Genomic DNA, 14,653 nt, shown 5'->3' on the forward strand with positions numbered 1-14,653 from the left:
ATGCTCACCACTGCAGCCCCCACTGGGTGCCAAGGAACTGAAGGGCATCCGCGAACCGCTTGGACGAGGTGTCCCAGGAGTGGCCGGTGTGCTCCACCTCGTGCGCCTGCACGGTGAAGCCCGCAGCCTGCGCCGCATCGGCCAGCGTGTGGAGGTTCGCCACGAACTCGGGGTCGTTCCGGCCTGCGGTGAGGTACATGCCGCTGGACGCAAACCGTTGGTGTTTCATAATCTCCAGTGGAGTCTGCCTGGTGAATTCATCAGGGTTTCCGGGGAAGGCTGCGTCGATGGTCTTCTGCCGTTCCTTTGCAATGGCGGGCTCGGCCTCACTGGAAAAGGCGAGCACATCGGCGTAGATGTCGGGATGCCGTGTGCCCATCTGCACGGCGCAGGTGCCGCCAAAGGAGAACCCGCCCACGGCCCAGTGGCTGTGGTTGGTATCGACCGCCAGGGTGGAACTGATCCACTGCGGAACGTCCCGGGCGAGGTAGGTGTCCGCTTTGGCAATGCGGCTGTCCATGCACATGGTGTTGGCAGACTGCGAGCCATTGGGATCCGGGATGACCACCACCGGGGACACCCCGCCGTGTGCCGCGGCAAAGGAATCCATGTGGCCCCGGAGGGCTCCGCCGGTTAGCCAGTCCGCAGGCCCTCCCGGCTGGCCCGCCACCAGGACCAGTACCGGCAGTGCAGGTCGGTTCGATGCAAAATAGGCCGGCGGAAGGTAGATGTAGGCGTCGCGGGTGTTCATTCCGGACAAGGTCCCGGGGATCGCGGACTTCCGGACGACGCCCCCGGCCGGCAGCTCCCCCTCCGGCTTCCAGCCCTGGAGCGGTACGCCGTCAAATTGGCCCGGTGGACGCATGAGGTCCTGCTCGAGGACCGGGATCCGGGCCTGGGCCGTGCCGAGCAAATCGCTGACCGTCCTGTTCAGCCCGAAATAGGCGTTGATTTGGACCGCCGAGAGCAGCGCCACCAGCAGCGCCGCGAGGATAGCTCCCCCGCGTGCGCCCCAGCTGGTCCGCGGCAGCCGGAGCAAGCCCAGGAAGACAGCAGCTACGCCGGGCACCAGCCACAGCAGGACGGGGTCCGGCAGGTCCTCGGGGAAGGTGGTGAAGATATTGATGAGCGCCCAGTGGACGGTACCCACCAGCGCAAAGGCAGCTGCCGCGGCGGTGAGGATGCGGGACGCCCATGCCGTGGCCCGGTGCGCCGGCGTCATGGAGGCGCGCCAGGGTGGCACCAGGAGGTAGGCTGCGCCGCCCATTCCCAATACCAGGACAGTTCCATACAGTGGACCGTCCGTGAGCCGGATGTCTGAAAGCCAATCCACGTCGGCTAACGCCAGGTCCCCACGCCTATCACCGGACCTGCTTCCAGCCAGGATGAGAGACCCGTATAGGCGTCGAACTTCATGGCCAGGTGCAGGTCCTGCCCCTCATAGCGGAGTTCAACGATCACCACATCCGGCTGGACCTTGACGGCCTCAGCCTCCGTGGGTTTCCGGCGGCCCAGCAGCTCCAGTGAACTGCGCTTGAACGTGTACTTGGGGCGGACGCTCAAGGAGATGAGCCTGAACCATTCCAGGTCATTGTCCTGATAACGACAAACCCCCATTTGCCAGCTGTTTCCAGCCAGGCGAATGGAGGCGTCCACCGTGCCGAGGGCACGCCGCAGGTTGAAGCGGCGCACCCCCGAAAGGCACAGTGCGATAATCAGCAATCCGAAGGCGATTGCCAGTGCGATGAACGGAATACCCGGAGCGTCCATCAAGGTCGTGCTAGCGGATCCCAGCGGTAGCCGAGCCGCCCATCTGGGCATTGTCGGCGACGATCACCACGCGGTTGTTGTCAACGGAGAAGAACCCGCCATCCACATCCACCGCAATACGGTCCCCGGACACCGGCTGGATGGCCAGTTCACCTTCGGCCAGGATCGCCAGCAGGGGCGAGTGGCCGGGCAGGATTCCGATTTCACCATCGCTGGTGCGGGCCTTGACCATCTTGGCCGCTCCGGACCACACGAAGTGGTCCGCTGCGACAATCTCAACCTCAAGCTCAGCCATATTACTTGGTCTGTTCCTGGATCTTGGCCCACTGGCGCTCGACGTCATCGAGGCCGCCGACGTTGAAGAACGCCTGCTCCGCGATGTGGTCCAGCTCGCCGTCGCAGATGGCAGCGAAGCCTTCAACGGTGTCCTTGATGGAAACCGTGGAGCCCTCGACGCCGGTGAACTGCTTGGCGGTGTAGGTGTTCTGCGAGAGGAACTGCTGGATGCGGCGTGCACGCGACACGACGATCTTGTCTTCTTCGGAGAGTTCATCGACACCGAGGATGGCGATGATGTCCTGGAGTTCCTTGTTCTTCTGCAGGATCTGCTTCACACGGACTGCCGTGTTGTAGTGGTCCTGTCCGATGTACTGGGGATCCAGGATGCGGGAGGTGGACGTCAGCGGGTCAACGGCCGGGTACAGACCACGGGAGGCGATTTCACGGGAGAGTTCCGTGGTCGCGTCGAGGTGTGCGAAGGTCGTGGCCGGAGCCGGGTCGGTGTAGTCATCTGCGGGGACGTAGATGGCCTGCATCGAGGTGATGGAGTGGCCCTTGGTGGAAGTGATGCGCTCCTGCAGGAGGCCCATCTCATCCGCCAGGTTGGGCTGGTAGCCCACGGCCGAAGGCATGCGGCCCAGCAGGGTCGAGACCTCGGAGCCGGCCTGGGTGAAGCGGAAGATGTTGTCGATGAAGAGCAGCACGTCCTGGTTCTGCACATCGCGGAAGTACTCCGCCATGGTCAGTGCGGACAGGGCCACGCGCAGACGCGTTCCCGGCGGCTCGTCCATCTGGCCGAAGACAAGGGCGGTGTCCTTGAGGACACCCGCCTCTTCCATTTCAACCCAGAGGTCGTTGCCTTCACGGGTACGTTCACCCACACCGGCGAAGACCGATGTACCGCCGAAGTTGCGTGCAACACGGGTGATCATTTCCTGGATCAGAACGGTCTTGCCCACGCCGGCACCGCCGAACAGGCCGATCTTTCCACCCTTGATGTACGGGGTGAGGAGGTCGATGACCTTGATGCCGGTTTCCAGCATCTCGGTGGAGCCTTCGAGCGAAGCGAAGCTCGGTGCCTTGCGGTGGATGGGCCAGCGTTCGCTGATCTCCAGCTCCGACTCGGCAACGTCCAGGGGCTGGCCGAGGACGTTGAATATGTGGCCCTTGACGCCGTCGCCAACCGGGACGGAAATCGGGGCACCGGTGTCCACCACGTTGGTGCCGCGGACGAGGCCGTCGGTCGCCTGCAGCGAGATAGCGCGGATGAGGTTGTCGCCGAGGTGCAGCGCAACCTCGAAGGTGATGGTCTTGGTTTCACCGTTGAGAGTAATCTCGGTGGTGAGGGCGTTGTAGATCGACGGGATTGCGTCAGCCGGGAATTCGACGTCGACAACCGGGCCGATTACGCGCGCAATACGGCCGGTTGCACCGGACGTTGCGGCTACGTGTTCGGTAGCAGTGGCAGTCATCTCTCTCACTTCATTCAGTAGATGGCGTGGGGTTAAGTCTATCTGTGGTGGTGCTGGTTACGCGGAACCGAGGCGGTGGAGGCTACGACGCCAGGGCGTCGGCACCGGCAACAATCTCGGAGAGTTCCTGCGTAATTTCGGCCTGGCGGGCCGTGTTGCGCAGACGCGTGTACTTCTTGATCAGGTCCGTCGCGTTGTCGCCTGCGGACTTCATCGCCCGCTGGCGGGCGGCGAGCTCGGAAGCTGCTGCCTGCAACATGGCTGCGAAGATACGGGATTCGATGTAGCGCGGGAGCAGGGCGCCAAGAACACGCTCCGTTTCCGGCTCGAACTCGTACAGCGGCAGGAGATCCGACTCGGACGCGGCCTGCTCTTCCACTACTTCAAGCGGGAGCAGGCGGATGACCGTCGGCTCCTGGGTGACCATGGACTTGAAACGCGTGTAGACAACGTGGATTTCGTCCACGCCGCCCTCTTCGAAGTCCGTTGCGAATTCTGCCAGCAGCGCTTCGCGGAGCTCACGGGCGGTTGCGAACTCTGGCGCGTCCGTCCCTCCGGTCCAGACCCGCGCGTACTCGCGGTTCCGGAAGTCGAAGTAGGCCTGGGCCTTACGGCCCACAAGGTAGGTCTTGACTTCCTTGCCTTCAGCGTGGAGCAGCTCGTTGAGACCTTCCGCCTGCTTGAGGACGCTGGCGGAGTAGGAACCGGCCAGGCCGCGGTCCGAGGTGATTACCAGGACGGCGGCACGGCGGATCTGCTCCGGTTCAGTGGTCAGCGGGTGGTCGATTTCGCTTTGGCTGGCGACAGCAGAAACGGCGCGCGTGATCGCGTTCGCGTAAGGCAGTGAAGCTGCTACGCGCGCACGGGCCTTCCCGATGCGCGAGGTAGCGATCAGTTCCATCGCCTTGAAGATCTTGCGCATCGACGTGGTCGAGCTGATCTTCTGGCGGTAGACCCGGATCTGGGCTCCCATACTTATCCTTTCCTAACATTCCGTGACCGGGTGTGCCGGGCCGTTGGCCCGGCACACCCGAATCATGCGGAACTAGCGCTTCTGCTTGACGATCTTTTCCTGGTCGACTTCGCCCTCGGAGATAGCATCATGCTCCTCGTGGCCGGCGCCTACCAGGTGGTTGTCACCCTGGCCGAAGAAGCCCTTTTTGAAGTCGACGATCGAGGACTTCAGAGCTGCAACAGTGTCGTCGTCCAGCACGTTGGTCTGGGCCAGCGTGGTGAGGATCGAGGACTTGTGGCGCAGGTGCTCCAGGAACTCACCTTCAAAACGGCTGATGTCCTCGACGGGAACGTCATCCAGGTAGCCGTTGGTGCCGGCCCAGATGGAGACGACCTGGTCCTCGACCGGGAACGGCGAGTACTGGCCCTGCTTGAGCAGTTCCATCAGGCGGGCGCCACGCGTCAGCTGCTGGCGGGATGCTGCGTCCAGGTCGGATGCGAACATTGCGAACGCCTGCATATCGCGGTACTGCGCCAGGTCCAGCTTCAAGGTACCGGAGACCTTCTTCATGGACTTCACCTGGGCGGCACCGCCAACGCGGGAAACCGAAACACCCACGTCAACAGCAGGGCGCTGGTTGGCGTTGAAGAGGTCGGACTGCAGGAAGATCTGGCCGTCCGTGATGGAGATGACGTTGGTCGGGATGTAAGCGGACACGTCGTTCGCCTTGGTCTCGATCAGCGGCAGGCCCGTCATGGAGCCGGCACCGAGCTCGTCGGAGAGCTTGGCACAACGCTCCAGCAGGCGGGAGTGCAGGTAGAAGACGTCGCCCGGGTAGGCTTCGCGTCCCGGCGGGCGGCGCAGCAGCAGCGACACGGCGCGGTAGGCTTCGGCCTGCTTCGACAGGTCATCGAACACGATGAGGACGTGCTTGCCGCCGTACATCCAGTGCTGGCCGATGGCCGAGCCTGCGTACGGAGCCAGGTACTTGAAACCTGCGGGGTCGGAGGCGGGAGAAGCCACGATGGTGGTGTACTCCAGCGCGCCGTTGTCCTCGAGGGTCTGGCGGATGGCGGCAATGGTGGACGCCTTCTGCCCGATGGCCACGTAGATGCAGCGGACCTGCTTGGTCACATCGCCGGAAGCCCAGTTGGCCTTCTGGTTGATGATCGTGTCGATGGCGATGGCGGATTTACCGGTCTGGCGGTCGCCAATGATGAGCTGTCGCTGGCCGCGGCCGATCGGGATCATGGCGTCGATCGCCTTGAGGCCGGTCTGCATCGGCTCGTGCACCGACTTGCGCTGGGTCACGCCGGGAGCCTGGAGCTCCAGGGCGCGTGTGGTCTCGGCCTTGATCTCGCCGAGGTCGTCGATGGGCATGCCCAACGGGTCAACGACGCGGCCGAGGAAGGCGTCACCCACGGGGACGGACAGAACCTGTCCGGTGCGGTGCACTTCCTGGCCTTCTTCGATGCCGGTGAAATCACCGAGGACGATGACGCCGATTTCGCGGACGTCGAGGTTCTGGGCGAGGCCCAGGGTGCCGTCCTCAAAACGAAGCAGCTCGTTCGCCATGACCGAGGGAAGGCCCTCAACACGGGCGATGCCGTCACCAGCGGTGGTTACGCGGCCGACCTCTACGCGCTCTGCGTTTCCGGGTTCGTAGGACGCCGCGAACTCGTTCAGCGCATTACGGACGTCGTCGGCGTTGATGGTCAATTCGGCCATCTGCAGTCCCTGCTCTCCTGTTTGTGGTCACCGCAATCGGTGACCGGGGTTTCTATCAGTTTGGTGTGCTTGTCCGGCTAGCCGGCCAGCTGGCGTTGCAGTTCGCCCAGCTTGGTGAGAACCGAAGCGTCAAGCACTTCGTCACCGACCTGGACGCGGATGCCGCCAATGAGTGCCGGGTCAACGTTGACGTTGACCTTCAGTTCCCGCCCGTACAGGGCATTCAGGCCGGCCTGCAGGCGGGCAAGCTGCGTCTGCGTCAAAGGACGGGTCACGCTGACCGTTGCAATCCAGCGCCGCTGCCGCTTGGCTGCCAGCTCGGCGAACCGCTGCACAAGCCGGGTGGGCTTGATGCCGCGGGGCTGGGTCACAGCCTGTGCAATGAGGACTTTGGCTTCCTCACTGGCAGCGGGTACAAGCTTCTCGGCAAGCGCAACCTGGGCTGCACTGCTGGCCTGTGGTTCGGACAGAGCACGTTGTACCTCATGGCTGGAGGCAACAGCCTGGTTGAAGGAAAACAGATCGTTCTCCAGCTCTTCCAGGCCAGTGATTCCGGAGGCAGAAACGGCCGACTTGTTTTCAGCAACGGAAATGACCACCGTTGCGGCAAGAGTCTCGAGTGCATCGCCGATATCACGGGCGTTTGCCCAGCGTGAGCTGGCCAGTCCGCCTGCGATGTCTGCAGCATCAGCGGAGACTTTCCCGCCAACCAGCTGCCTGACCAGCGCCGACTTTTCGTCACCGTTGCGGGACGGGTCAGTCAGGGCGCGGCGCAAGCCAGCCGAGCTGTCCACCATTCCCAGAATTCCGAAGAGTTCCTTTGCCAGCTGCAGCGACGCCGTCGGAAGCTTTGCTTCCAACTCCGCCAGCGCTGTTGCCAGCGATTCGCTCGATACGCCTGCCATTACTTAGCTGCACCTGCGTTCTGGGACTCCAGATCTGCCAGGAAACGGTCCACGACCCGTGCGGCGCGCTCATCGTCGTTGAGCGATTCGCCCACGATGCGGCCGGCAAGGGTGGTGGCCAGGGTGCCCACCTCAGAGCGCAGCGACACAACGGCCGCCTGGCGCTCGGACTCGATCTGTGCGTGGGCCTGCGCGGTGATGCGGGCAGACTCGGCTGCAGCCTTCTCCTTGAGATCCGCGAGGATCTGTGCACCTTCGGCGCGGGCTTCCTCACGGATGCGGTTGGCTTCGGTGCGGGCGTCGGTCAGCTGCTGCTTGTACTCTTCGAGTGCAGCAGACGCCTCAGCCTGTGCCTTTTCAGCCTTGGCGATGCCGCCTTCGATGGCCTCGGCACGCTCCGCGAAGGTCTTCTCGAACATCGGGACAACAAACTTGACCACGATGAACAAGAGGATGAGGAAGCCCACGAGGACAACGCCCATTTCCCAGAGGTTGGGCATGAGGGGGTTGACTTCGCCCTCAGTGGCGGCTGAGATGATCAGCTGATTCATATTTCACCCGTCCTTTTCTACTCGGTTCTGAAAGTTCGCTTCGCTCTAGGACTAGAGAACGAAGGCGAAGACCAGGCCGAGGATGGCAAGGGCTTCGGTCAGCGCAAGGCCAAGGAACGCGATCGGCTGCAGGACACGCTGTGCTTCCGGCTGGCGTGCAACGCCGTTGATGTAGGCAGCGAATACGAGGCCAACACCGATACCACCGCCGATTGCGGACAGACCGTAACCTACGAGGTTGAGATTGCCTTCCATTTTTCTTCCTTTCAAGATGCCACCCATGTGGCAGGTTGTTTGGGTTGCTTCATCCCCGCGAGGGGAAGTCTGTGGTTGCCCCGAAGCTGCGCTTCGCCGGCGGGTGCCTAGTGGCTGTCGGCGTGCAGGGCGCCTTCGATGTAGATCGCGGTCAGCAGCGTAAAGACATAGGCCTGCAGGACCATGATCAGGGCTTCAAGCATGTACATGGCGATGGCGCCGGCGAGGACCAGGACCGAGGTGCCCTTCAGCAGGACGTTCTCCTGCATCACCAGGTATTCGATGCCGGATCCGGCGATCATCACGATCAGGTGGCCGGCGAGCATGGTGGCGAACAGACGGAGGCTGTGCGTCACGGGCCGGACGAGGAAGTTGGAGATGATCTCAATGGGGATCACGATCGGCAGGATGAACCACGGCACGCCCGAAGGGACGGTGGCCAGCTTGAAGTAGCGCAGGCCGTTCTTCTTGACGCCGATGGCGATCCAGGTGAAGTACACCAGGCCGGCCAGCACATACGCTCCACCCACATGCGAGAACGTGGGGAGCTGGATTACCGGGATGGCACCGTAGATGTTGTTGACCAGGATGAAGAAGAACAGGCTGAACAGAAGGGGAACATACTTGATGAAGTCCCTGCCGCCGATGATGTCCTTGGCAATTCCGTTGCGGACGAAGCCGTATGCGGCCTCGCCGGCGAACTGGAGCTTGCCGGGTACCAGCTGCTGCTTGCGTGCAGCCAGCACGAAGAAGGTAGCGATAATTGCGACAGAGAGGAGGACCAGCAGCATCTGCTTGGAGAATCCTTCTGCGGCACCCCACGGCAGGATTGCCGGCAAATGCATTTCGTTAATACCAGGAGGAGTAAACTCTCCTGAATCTTGGGCCGGGAGCGCAAGCGCGATCAACGCGTTTCCTCTCTGCAGTGTCCATCATTGGGCGTTGGGCGGGGTCCGGCAGCATGAGCGCCTGCTGTTCCCCCTGTGAAATTATTTGGCACTATCTTTTCCGTCCTGGGACGGTGCGCTGGGAGCATGGCGCTCATCAGCATTTTTGCGGGAACTGGTGAGGCCATGCATGTGGGAAAGGTAGAAACCTCCGACGGCTCCGAGCAGAGCGCCTGCGAGCACAATCCAGCGCGTTCCCCACAGATAATCCAGTCCCCACCCTATCAAACTCCAGACGATGATTCCGCCAACGATGTAGCTGAAGACAGCTATTCCAGCGTTGTAGCCGCCGTCGGTGTTATCGCCTGCGACTCCGGGCGCGGATACCCCGCGGGTGGGAGCGGAGTGGTCCGCCTGCCCGCGTTTCCGTGTGTTGCGCATAGGGTTATTCCTTCCCCTCTGGATCGTTGTAGATCTGGAGGCGCGCCCTGCTGAAGCCGTGGATCTCCGCGGCCTGCCACAGGACCACCGCAACGACGGCGCCGATGACGAACCAGCGTCCGTGGAGCCACTCCGGGGCGCCGATGACGAACAGGACGACGGCGAAGCCAACTACCTTGATGAAGTACGTGGCCACGAACATCCCGATCGCGCCGGAAGGATTCCCGCGTCCCACGAAGTGGCCAACCAGCAGGCTGATCCCGAAGAACAGCATGACCAGCAGGCCCCCGAGGGAACTGGAAGCCGCGCCGGTTGCTCCATTGAGGAGTCCGGCAGGAATGGCACAAAGCGCAAGTCCTGCTGCAGCAGCAATCGAGCTGCGCTTGAGCAGGTCCAGCCACAGCGAAGGGGTGGGACCGGAGGCGCCAACGTGTCCGTTGCCGGAGGCAGGTCCGGACTCGGCGTTGGAGGTCATTCGATCCCAATCGTCGGCACCACATGGCAGCTGGCCAGGAGGCAGGGGGTGGAGTGGCAGCTTGGGCTGCCCCTAAATTCTACACGAGATAGAAATAATTCAGAACCGGCGTTACGCCACGGTTTGCCCGTTGCCCCGGGACAGATATGGCCATGCGGTCACCAGCCCCATGACCAGTGTGGCGAAGATGTCGACGGTGAGAACCACCTGCCAGGGAAAGATGGCAAACGCCAGGCCGCCGAAGGAAAGCACCGCGGTCCAGAGATACATCAGGATCACGGCGGTTCTGTGGGAGTAGCCGATGTCAAGCAGCTTATGGTGCAGATGCCCGCGGTCGGCAGACCAGGGCGATCGCCCGCGGGCCGTGCGGCGGACCACGGCAAGGCCCAGGTCGAGCAGCGGCAGGAAGAGCACGGCGAAGGGAAGCAGGATGGGAATCACGGTGGAGATACCGTTGGCACGGTCGTAGAGGCCGGAGGAGATCTGTCCCGTGGATACCACACCGGCCGAGGCCATGAGCAGTCCGATCAGCATCGCCCCCGAATCGCCCATGAAGATCTTCGAGGGAAAGAAGTTGTGCGGCAGGAAGCCCAGGCAGCCGCCCACCAGGACGGCGGTGATGAGGGTTGCCAAGTCCGAGTAGTCCAGCAGCACGGCGTTCCGGTGCACCCAGTAGGCGGTGAAGAAGAAGGCGGTACCGCCGATGATGGCCACGCCTGCGGCCAGGCCGTCCAGTCCGTCAATGAAATTGAAGGCATTCATGGTGGTGACGATCAGCCCCGCCGTCAGCACCACGCGGAGCATCCCGTCCTGGAGATAGATGGGTTCGGGCACCCAGGGGACGATGGTCATCTGGACACCCCAGATGGCCACTGTCAGTCCGGCGGCACTTTGCCCGATCAGCTTCACCCACCACCGGATGTCCAGGAGGTCGTCCGCCACGCCTACCAGGACGATCACGGCAGCGCCGGCCAGGACGCCCCAGGGCGAGAAATTGTTCCGGTAGATGTCCCTGACGAAAAAGGACTGGCTGGCCACAACCAGTGCCACCAGGACGCCGAGGAAGATTGCCACGCCGCCAAGCCTTGAAACGGGGGTGGAATGCATATCCCGGCTGCGGATGGGCAGGTGCAGTTCCAGCCGGTGCCCCACGATGCGGGCACCCCAGGTGGCTGCATAGGAGACGACGGCAGCCGTGAGCCCCATCAGCAGGTACATGATCATGGGACTGGAGCCGTTTCAGGAGTGGTGTCGAAGCCGCTCGGCTGCGTGGGCAGCCGGTCCGTGGTGGGTGGGCTCACTGGCCGGGAATCTGTTCTTCGATAAATGAAACTTCTCCGTCGCCGAGCGCGCAGCAGGCAGTGCGCACAGACTTACGCGCAGCGCCTTACAGGGCTGTATTACAGTGGACTCTAGTCAAAGATACTAGTGCCACCGGCACCATGGCTCCGCGCCACACGGGCGCACATCAGGCGGGGAACTCCCTGGCGGCCATGCTGAAAGGACCCCCATGACCCCCCGCATTGCGGTTGCCGCGGTGACGTTCGACCGGCCCAAGGAACTGTCCGTTCTGCTGGATTCGATCAACGCGCAGAGCCTGCACGTTGACACGATTTGCCTGGTGGACAGCGGTACAGCACCTGCGCGCGGCGTAGCCGAAAAACACGGCAACGTCGACTACGTCCGCTCCGAAGCCAACCTTGGCGGCGCAGGCGGGTTTGCGCTGGCCGCCCTCAAGGCAGTGGCCAGCGGTGCGCGCTGGATCTGGATGATGGACGACGACGCCGAGCCGGCTGATCCCGAATGCCTCGCCACGCTGCTGCGCGAGGCCGAGGCACGCGACCTCGAGGCCGTGGTCCCACTGGTCACGGCCCCCGGCGATCCCAACCGGCTGTCCTTTTTCTTCCGTCTTGACGGCAAGGTCACGCACGACCGCGCTGAGGTGGAGAAGCTCGGCTTCCTCCCGGACGACGGCCACTTCTTCAACGGCGCGCTGATCCGTTCAGACGTGTTCTTCAAGGTCGGTTTGCCGGACATGCGGCTGTTTATCCGCGGAGACGAGGTGGATTTCACCATCCGCCTCCGCCAGGCGGGGATCCGCTTCGGGACCGTGACCACCACTTCCATCACCCACCCGCACGCCTTCTCGGAAACGCAGCATGTCTACGGCGCCCGATGGCATGTCATCGTCCCCGACTCCGCCTTCAAGCGCTATTACTACTACCGGAACCGCGGCTACCTGATCCGCCGGTACTTCCGGGTGCGCTCTTTCGTGGCCGACGTCGGCGGCTACCTGGGCTACTTCCTGCAGCGCCGCGACCTGCCGGGCTTCCTGGGCTGGGCGCGTGCATTCGGCACCGGCCTGCGGGGCAAGGGCTTTGCCCCGCTGGAAGACCAGAAGTTCTAGCCGGCCCTGCTTCAGCCCTGCCGGCGTCCAGGTTCGGCCCTGCGCTGCCTGTTCAGGCTTTGGCCTTCAGCCGGCGTGCTGCCAGGAGCCACAGCAGGACCCATGGCTCACCCAGCACGCGGTAGGCGACACGGCGCGGATGCAGGAGCAGGCGCCAGGCCCACTCCAGCCCCATCCTGCCGAGCCACCGGGGCGCAAGCTTCTGGACCCCGGCCAACTGTTCGATCGCCCCACCCACGGCACAGTACACAGCCGGCGGCATGTCACCCAGCCGGCGCTGCAGCACTTCCTCCTGCAGGGGCATGCCCAGGCCAAGCAGAACCAACTGCGGCTGTTCGCGGTGCAGCCAGGCAACGGCCGCTTCCTCCAGGGCAGGACCCCAGCCTTCCCCCGGAAAGCCTGATACGTGGGCGCCCGGAACGATTGCCGCCAGCCGGCGCACAGCCCCGGCGTTCGCTTCCGGCCCCGCGCCGATCACCGCAATCCGGTCAAGCCCCCGGACCTGGTCCAGGGCCGGCAGCCAGTCGGTGGAGCCCAGCCGGTAGTCCATGACGGGGCCGTCGGCATTGCCGGTCCTCCCCCACAGCCACAGCACCGGCGCCCCGTCCAGGAGCACCACATCGCTTTCCTCGTAGAGGCGGCGGAAGCCGTCATTGGACAAGGCAAGCGTGACGCTGTGCAGGTTGTGGCCCAGCACTGTGCGCGTGGAACCTTCCGCAATATAGCTGCTCAGTTCTGCAACCAGCTCGGAAACCCGCAGTGGAGTGGCATGGACGTCCAGGACGGGAATTTGCTGGCGGTCAAGCGCCATCAAGGCTGTGCGTTCCCGGCAGGAGTGGTGGGTTCTGCTTCTGTGCCCGTCACCGCTGACGAGCCGGAAGCGGCGGGCAAGGACCCGGCGTCGTTCTCTTCGTCCCCAATTGCACCTTGCTCCGGGGCCGGTTCCTCCTCGGCCATGGGGATTTCGCCCAGGCCCAGGACGCCCGGGACGTGCTCGCGCAACCGGTCCAGGCTCACTGCCCCGTTGCGCACCACGCGCAGGATGGGGCCGGTGGCGTCAACGATGGTGGACGGGACGCCGGCTTCACCCTCCAGCGGGCGCGGCCCGCCCTCCAGGTACACCTCCACCGAGTCAGCCAGCTGTTCCCGTGCCGCTGCGGCCGTCTGGGCTGGAGCCTGGCCTGTGCGGTTGGCCGAGGAGACGGCCAGCGGTCCCGTCAGGGTCAGCAGTTCCAGGGCCACCTCGTCGGCGGGCATCCGGAGCGCCACGGTGCCTTTGGTTTCGCCGAGGTCCCAGTCCAGCGACGGCTGGGCGTGCAGGATCAGGGTCAGGCCGCCGGGCCAAAAGGCCTCCGCCAGTTTGCGGGCCTCGGCGGACACCTCGGTGGCCAGGCCGTCCAGGGCGTTAATGCGCGGAATCAGGACGGGCGGGGGCATGGTGCGGCTGCGTCCCTTGGATACCAGCAGCATGGTGACGGCCTGCGGGGAGAACGCATCCGCGCCGATGCCGTAAACGGTGTCCGTGGGGAGCACGACGCACTTCTTCTCGCTGATGGCACGCTGGGCATGTTCCAGTCCCCGTGCCCGTTCGTCGTCAGTGGTGCAGTCATAAGTTGTGGTCACTGGCCCATTCTTTCATTCCGTAGGGCCTGGTCCGCGAGCAGGGCGCTGGTGGCGCGCTCCTTGCCGTTGAGGTCCAGGTGCGTCGTGATGGCTGTCCAGGATCCCGTCCTGGCAAGCATTGCGGCGATCCAACCGGACTGGACTTCCGCGTGTTCCATGACGAAGTAGCCCCCGGGACGCAGCAGCCGGGCAGCGGAGGCGGCCGCCGCCGTCGGAAGCTCCATGCCGTCCGCTCCCCCGCCGTACAAGGCCTCCGGGGGATCATGCAGGGCTACTTCGGGTTCGTTGGGGATGGCTTCGGCAGGGATGTACGGCGGGTTGGAAACCACGACGTCGACCGTCCCGTTGAGTTCCGGAAAGGCGTCACGCAGGTCCCCCAGGACAAGGTTGACGCCCAGCGGGGCCAGGTTTTTCGCAGCCCATGCGTGCGCAAACGGGCTGAACTCGACGGCATGCACCTCGGCGCCCGGCACTTCATGGGCAAGGGAACCGGCGATGGCACCGGAGCCCGTCCCGAGGTCCACGATCCGGGGGTGGGGCAGGTCCCTGACGTGGTCGATGGCCAGCTGGACCACTGATTCGGTCTCCGGACGCGGGATGAACACCCCGGGCCCCACGGCCAGTTCAAGGTAGCGGAAGTGCGCCACCCCGGTGATGTGCTGCAGCGGGATGCGGCGCGCACGCTCGGCCACGAGGGCTTCGTAGCCTTCGGGCGCCGGCGTATCGCCCAGCATCAGGGAGCGGAGGCGACCCAGCCCGACGTTGAGGAGATGGTCCGCCAGCAGCTCCGCGTCCACACGGGGACTGGGGACACCTGCCTCGGCCAGTATTGCCGCGGCCTCGCGGACCGCCGCGGCCAGCGACCGTGCAGGCTCCCCACGGGTGGGCTCAGTCATGCGAAGCTC

Annotated in this window: 17 protein-coding genes; 1 reads left to right on the plus strand and 16 read right to left on the minus strand. The window is 64.1% G+C overall.

The genetic code is table 11. The annotated features are described in order from the left end of the window. Positions 1-4 precede the first annotated feature (4 nt). From FBY33_RS17485 to FBY33_RS17545, 13 genes are all read right to left on the minus strand, one after another. A complete protein-coding gene (locus FBY33_RS17485) occupies positions 5-1,333 on the minus strand; it encodes an alpha/beta hydrolase (RefSeq protein ID WP_142031622.1) in 1,329 nt (442 codons plus the stop codon). Between the two features lie 5 nt (positions 1,334-1,338). Next, positions 1,339-1,770 carry a DUF2550 domain-containing protein gene (locus tag FBY33_RS17490; protein WP_142031623.1) on the minus strand — a complete coding sequence of 144 codons (432 nt, stop codon included), beginning with the start codon at positions 1,768-1,770 and terminating at the stop codon, positions 1,339-1,341. 10 nt (positions 1,771-1,780) lie between these two features. After that, positions 1,781-2,065, minus strand: coding sequence for a F0F1 ATP synthase subunit epsilon (locus tag FBY33_RS17495; protein WP_056335099.1), 285 nt, complete (start codon positions 2,063-2,065; stop codon positions 1,781-1,783). Between the two features lies 1 nt (position 2,066). After that, on the minus strand, positions 2,067-3,521 hold the full coding sequence (atpD, locus tag FBY33_RS17500) for a F0F1 ATP synthase subunit beta (protein WP_056335096.1): 1,455 nt from the start codon (positions 3,519-3,521) through the stop codon (positions 2,067-2,069). A gap of 82 nt (positions 3,522-3,603) precedes the next feature. Beyond that, complete coding sequence (locus tag FBY33_RS17505) at positions 3,604-4,494, minus strand: F0F1 ATP synthase subunit gamma (RefSeq protein ID WP_142031624.1); 891 nt, start codon at positions 4,492-4,494, stop codon at positions 3,604-3,606. Between the two features lie 72 nt (positions 4,495-4,566). Then, positions 4,567-6,204: a F0F1 ATP synthase subunit alpha gene (gene atpA, locus FBY33_RS17510; protein WP_142031625.1), complete on the minus strand. Its 1,638-nt coding sequence runs from the start codon at positions 6,202-6,204 to the stop codon at positions 4,567-4,569. 77 nt (positions 6,205-6,281) lie between these two features. Continuing rightward, positions 6,282-7,109 (minus strand): F0F1 ATP synthase subunit delta, encoded by an 828-nt coding sequence (locus FBY33_RS17515; RefSeq protein ID WP_142031626.1) that lies wholly within the window; start codon positions 7,107-7,109, stop codon positions 6,282-6,284. Further along, positions 7,109-7,660 carry a F0F1 ATP synthase subunit B gene (locus tag FBY33_RS17520; RefSeq protein WP_056335084.1) on the minus strand — a complete coding sequence of 184 codons (552 nt, stop codon included), beginning with the start codon at positions 7,658-7,660 and terminating at the stop codon, positions 7,109-7,111. Before FBY33_RS17520 ends, FBY33_RS17515 begins: the two co-directional genes overlap by 1 nt. A gap of 51 nt (positions 7,661-7,711) precedes the next feature. Continuing rightward, positions 7,712-7,915 (minus strand): ATP synthase F0 subunit C, encoded by a 204-nt coding sequence (gene atpE / locus FBY33_RS17525; protein ID WP_009356484.1) that lies wholly within the window; start codon positions 7,913-7,915, stop codon positions 7,712-7,714. A 107-nt stretch (positions 7,916-8,022) separates the two neighbouring features. After that, positions 8,023-8,823, minus strand: a complete 801-nt coding sequence (gene atpB, locus FBY33_RS17530) for a F0F1 ATP synthase subunit A (protein ID WP_142031627.1) — start codon at positions 8,821-8,823, stop codon at positions 8,023-8,025. Positions 8,824-8,904: 81 nt separating this feature from the next. Then, positions 8,905-9,243, minus strand: coding sequence for an AtpZ/AtpI family protein (locus FBY33_RS17535; RefSeq protein WP_142031628.1), 339 nt, complete (start codon positions 9,241-9,243; stop codon positions 8,905-8,907). A 4-nt stretch (positions 9,244-9,247) separates the two neighbouring features. Then, complete coding sequence (locus FBY33_RS17540) at positions 9,248-9,718, minus strand: hypothetical protein (RefSeq protein WP_142031629.1); 471 nt, start codon at positions 9,716-9,718, stop codon at positions 9,248-9,250. 111 nt (positions 9,719-9,829) lie between these two features. Then, positions 9,830-10,942: an MraY family glycosyltransferase gene (locus tag FBY33_RS17545; protein WP_142031630.1), complete on the minus strand. Its 1,113-nt coding sequence runs from the start codon at positions 10,940-10,942 to the stop codon at positions 9,830-9,832. 286 nt (positions 10,943-11,228) lie between these two features. Between FBY33_RS17545 and FBY33_RS17550 the strand changes: the two genes are divergently transcribed. After that, on the plus strand, positions 11,229-12,125 hold the full coding sequence (locus FBY33_RS17550; protein ID WP_142031631.1) for a glycosyltransferase: 897 nt from the start codon (positions 11,229-11,231) through the stop codon (positions 12,123-12,125). A 52-nt stretch (positions 12,126-12,177) separates the two neighbouring features. On the opposite strand, the gene FBY33_RS17555 is transcribed toward FBY33_RS17550, so the two are convergent. From FBY33_RS17555 to prmC, 3 genes are read right to left on the minus strand one after another with little or no spacing between them, the layout of a single operon-like run. Then, positions 12,178-12,936, minus strand: coding sequence for a WecB/TagA/CpsF family glycosyltransferase (locus tag FBY33_RS17555; RefSeq protein WP_142031632.1), 759 nt, complete (start codon positions 12,934-12,936; stop codon positions 12,178-12,180). Further along, on the minus strand, positions 12,936-13,748 hold the full coding sequence (locus FBY33_RS17560; RefSeq protein WP_142031633.1) for an L-threonylcarbamoyladenylate synthase: 813 nt from the start codon (positions 13,746-13,748) through the stop codon (positions 12,936-12,938). The genes FBY33_RS17555 and FBY33_RS17560 overlap by 1 nt, the downstream gene beginning before the upstream one ends. Beyond that, a complete protein-coding gene (gene prmC, locus FBY33_RS17565) occupies positions 13,745-14,644 on the minus strand; it encodes a peptide chain release factor N(5)-glutamine methyltransferase (protein WP_142031634.1) in 900 nt (299 codons plus the stop codon). Before prmC ends, FBY33_RS17560 begins: the two co-directional genes overlap by 4 nt. Positions 14,645-14,653 lie beyond the last annotated feature (9 nt).

It is taken from the genome of Arthrobacter sp. SLBN-112 (assembly GCF_006715225.1).
Taxonomy (GTDB): Bacteria; Actinomycetota; Actinomycetes; order Actinomycetales; family Micrococcaceae; genus Arthrobacter.

Excerpts from the sequence above, each read along its gene's own strand:
- FBY33_RS17490 (WP_142031623.1), bottom strand. The coding sequence starts at position 1,770 with ATGGACGCTCCGGGTATTCCGTTCATCGCACTGGCAATCGCCTTCGGA.
- FBY33_RS17555 (WP_142031632.1), bottom strand. The coding sequence starts at position 12,936 with ATGGCGCTTGACCGCCAGCAAATTCCCGTCCTGGACGTCCATGCCACT.
- atpA (WP_142031625.1), bottom strand. The coding sequence starts at position 6,204 with ATGGCCGAATTGACCATCAACGCCGACGACGTCCGTAATGCGCTGAAC.
- FBY33_RS17550 (WP_142031631.1), top strand. The coding sequence starts at position 11,229 with ATGACCCCCCGCATTGCGGTTGCCGCGGTGACGTTCGACCGGCCCAAG.
- FBY33_RS17495 (WP_056335099.1), bottom strand. The coding sequence starts at position 2,065 with ATGGCTGAGCTTGAGGTTGAGATTGTCGCAGCGGACCACTTCGTGTGG.
- FBY33_RS17540 (WP_142031629.1), bottom strand. The coding sequence starts at position 9,718 with ATGACCTCCAACGCCGAGTCCGGACCTGCCTCCGGCAACGGACACGTT.
- FBY33_RS17515 (WP_142031626.1), bottom strand. The coding sequence starts at position 7,109 with ATGGCAGGCGTATCGAGCGAATCGCTGGCAACAGCGCTGGCGGAGTTG.
- atpD (WP_056335096.1), bottom strand. The coding sequence starts at position 3,521 with ATGACTGCCACTGCTACCGAACACGTAGCCGCAACGTCCGGTGCAACC.
- FBY33_RS17505 (WP_142031624.1), bottom strand. The coding sequence starts at position 4,494 with ATGGGAGCCCAGATCCGGGTCTACCGCCAGAAGATCAGCTCGACCACG.
- FBY33_RS17535 (WP_142031628.1), bottom strand. The coding sequence starts at position 9,243 with ATGCGCAACACACGGAAACGCGGGCAGGCGGACCACTCCGCTCCCACC.
- prmC (WP_142031634.1), bottom strand. The coding sequence starts at position 14,644 with ATGACTGAGCCCACCCGTGGGGAGCCTGCACGGTCGCTGGCCGCGGCG.
- FBY33_RS17545 (WP_142031630.1), bottom strand. The coding sequence starts at position 10,942 with ATGATCATGTACCTGCTGATGGGGCTCACGGCTGCCGTCGTCTCCTAT.
- atpE (WP_009356484.1), bottom strand. The coding sequence starts at position 7,915 with ATGGAAGGCAATCTCAACCTCGTAGGTTACGGTCTGTCCGCAATCGGC.
- FBY33_RS17520 (WP_056335084.1), bottom strand. The coding sequence starts at position 7,660 with ATGAATCAGCTGATCATCTCAGCCGCCACTGAGGGCGAAGTCAACCCC.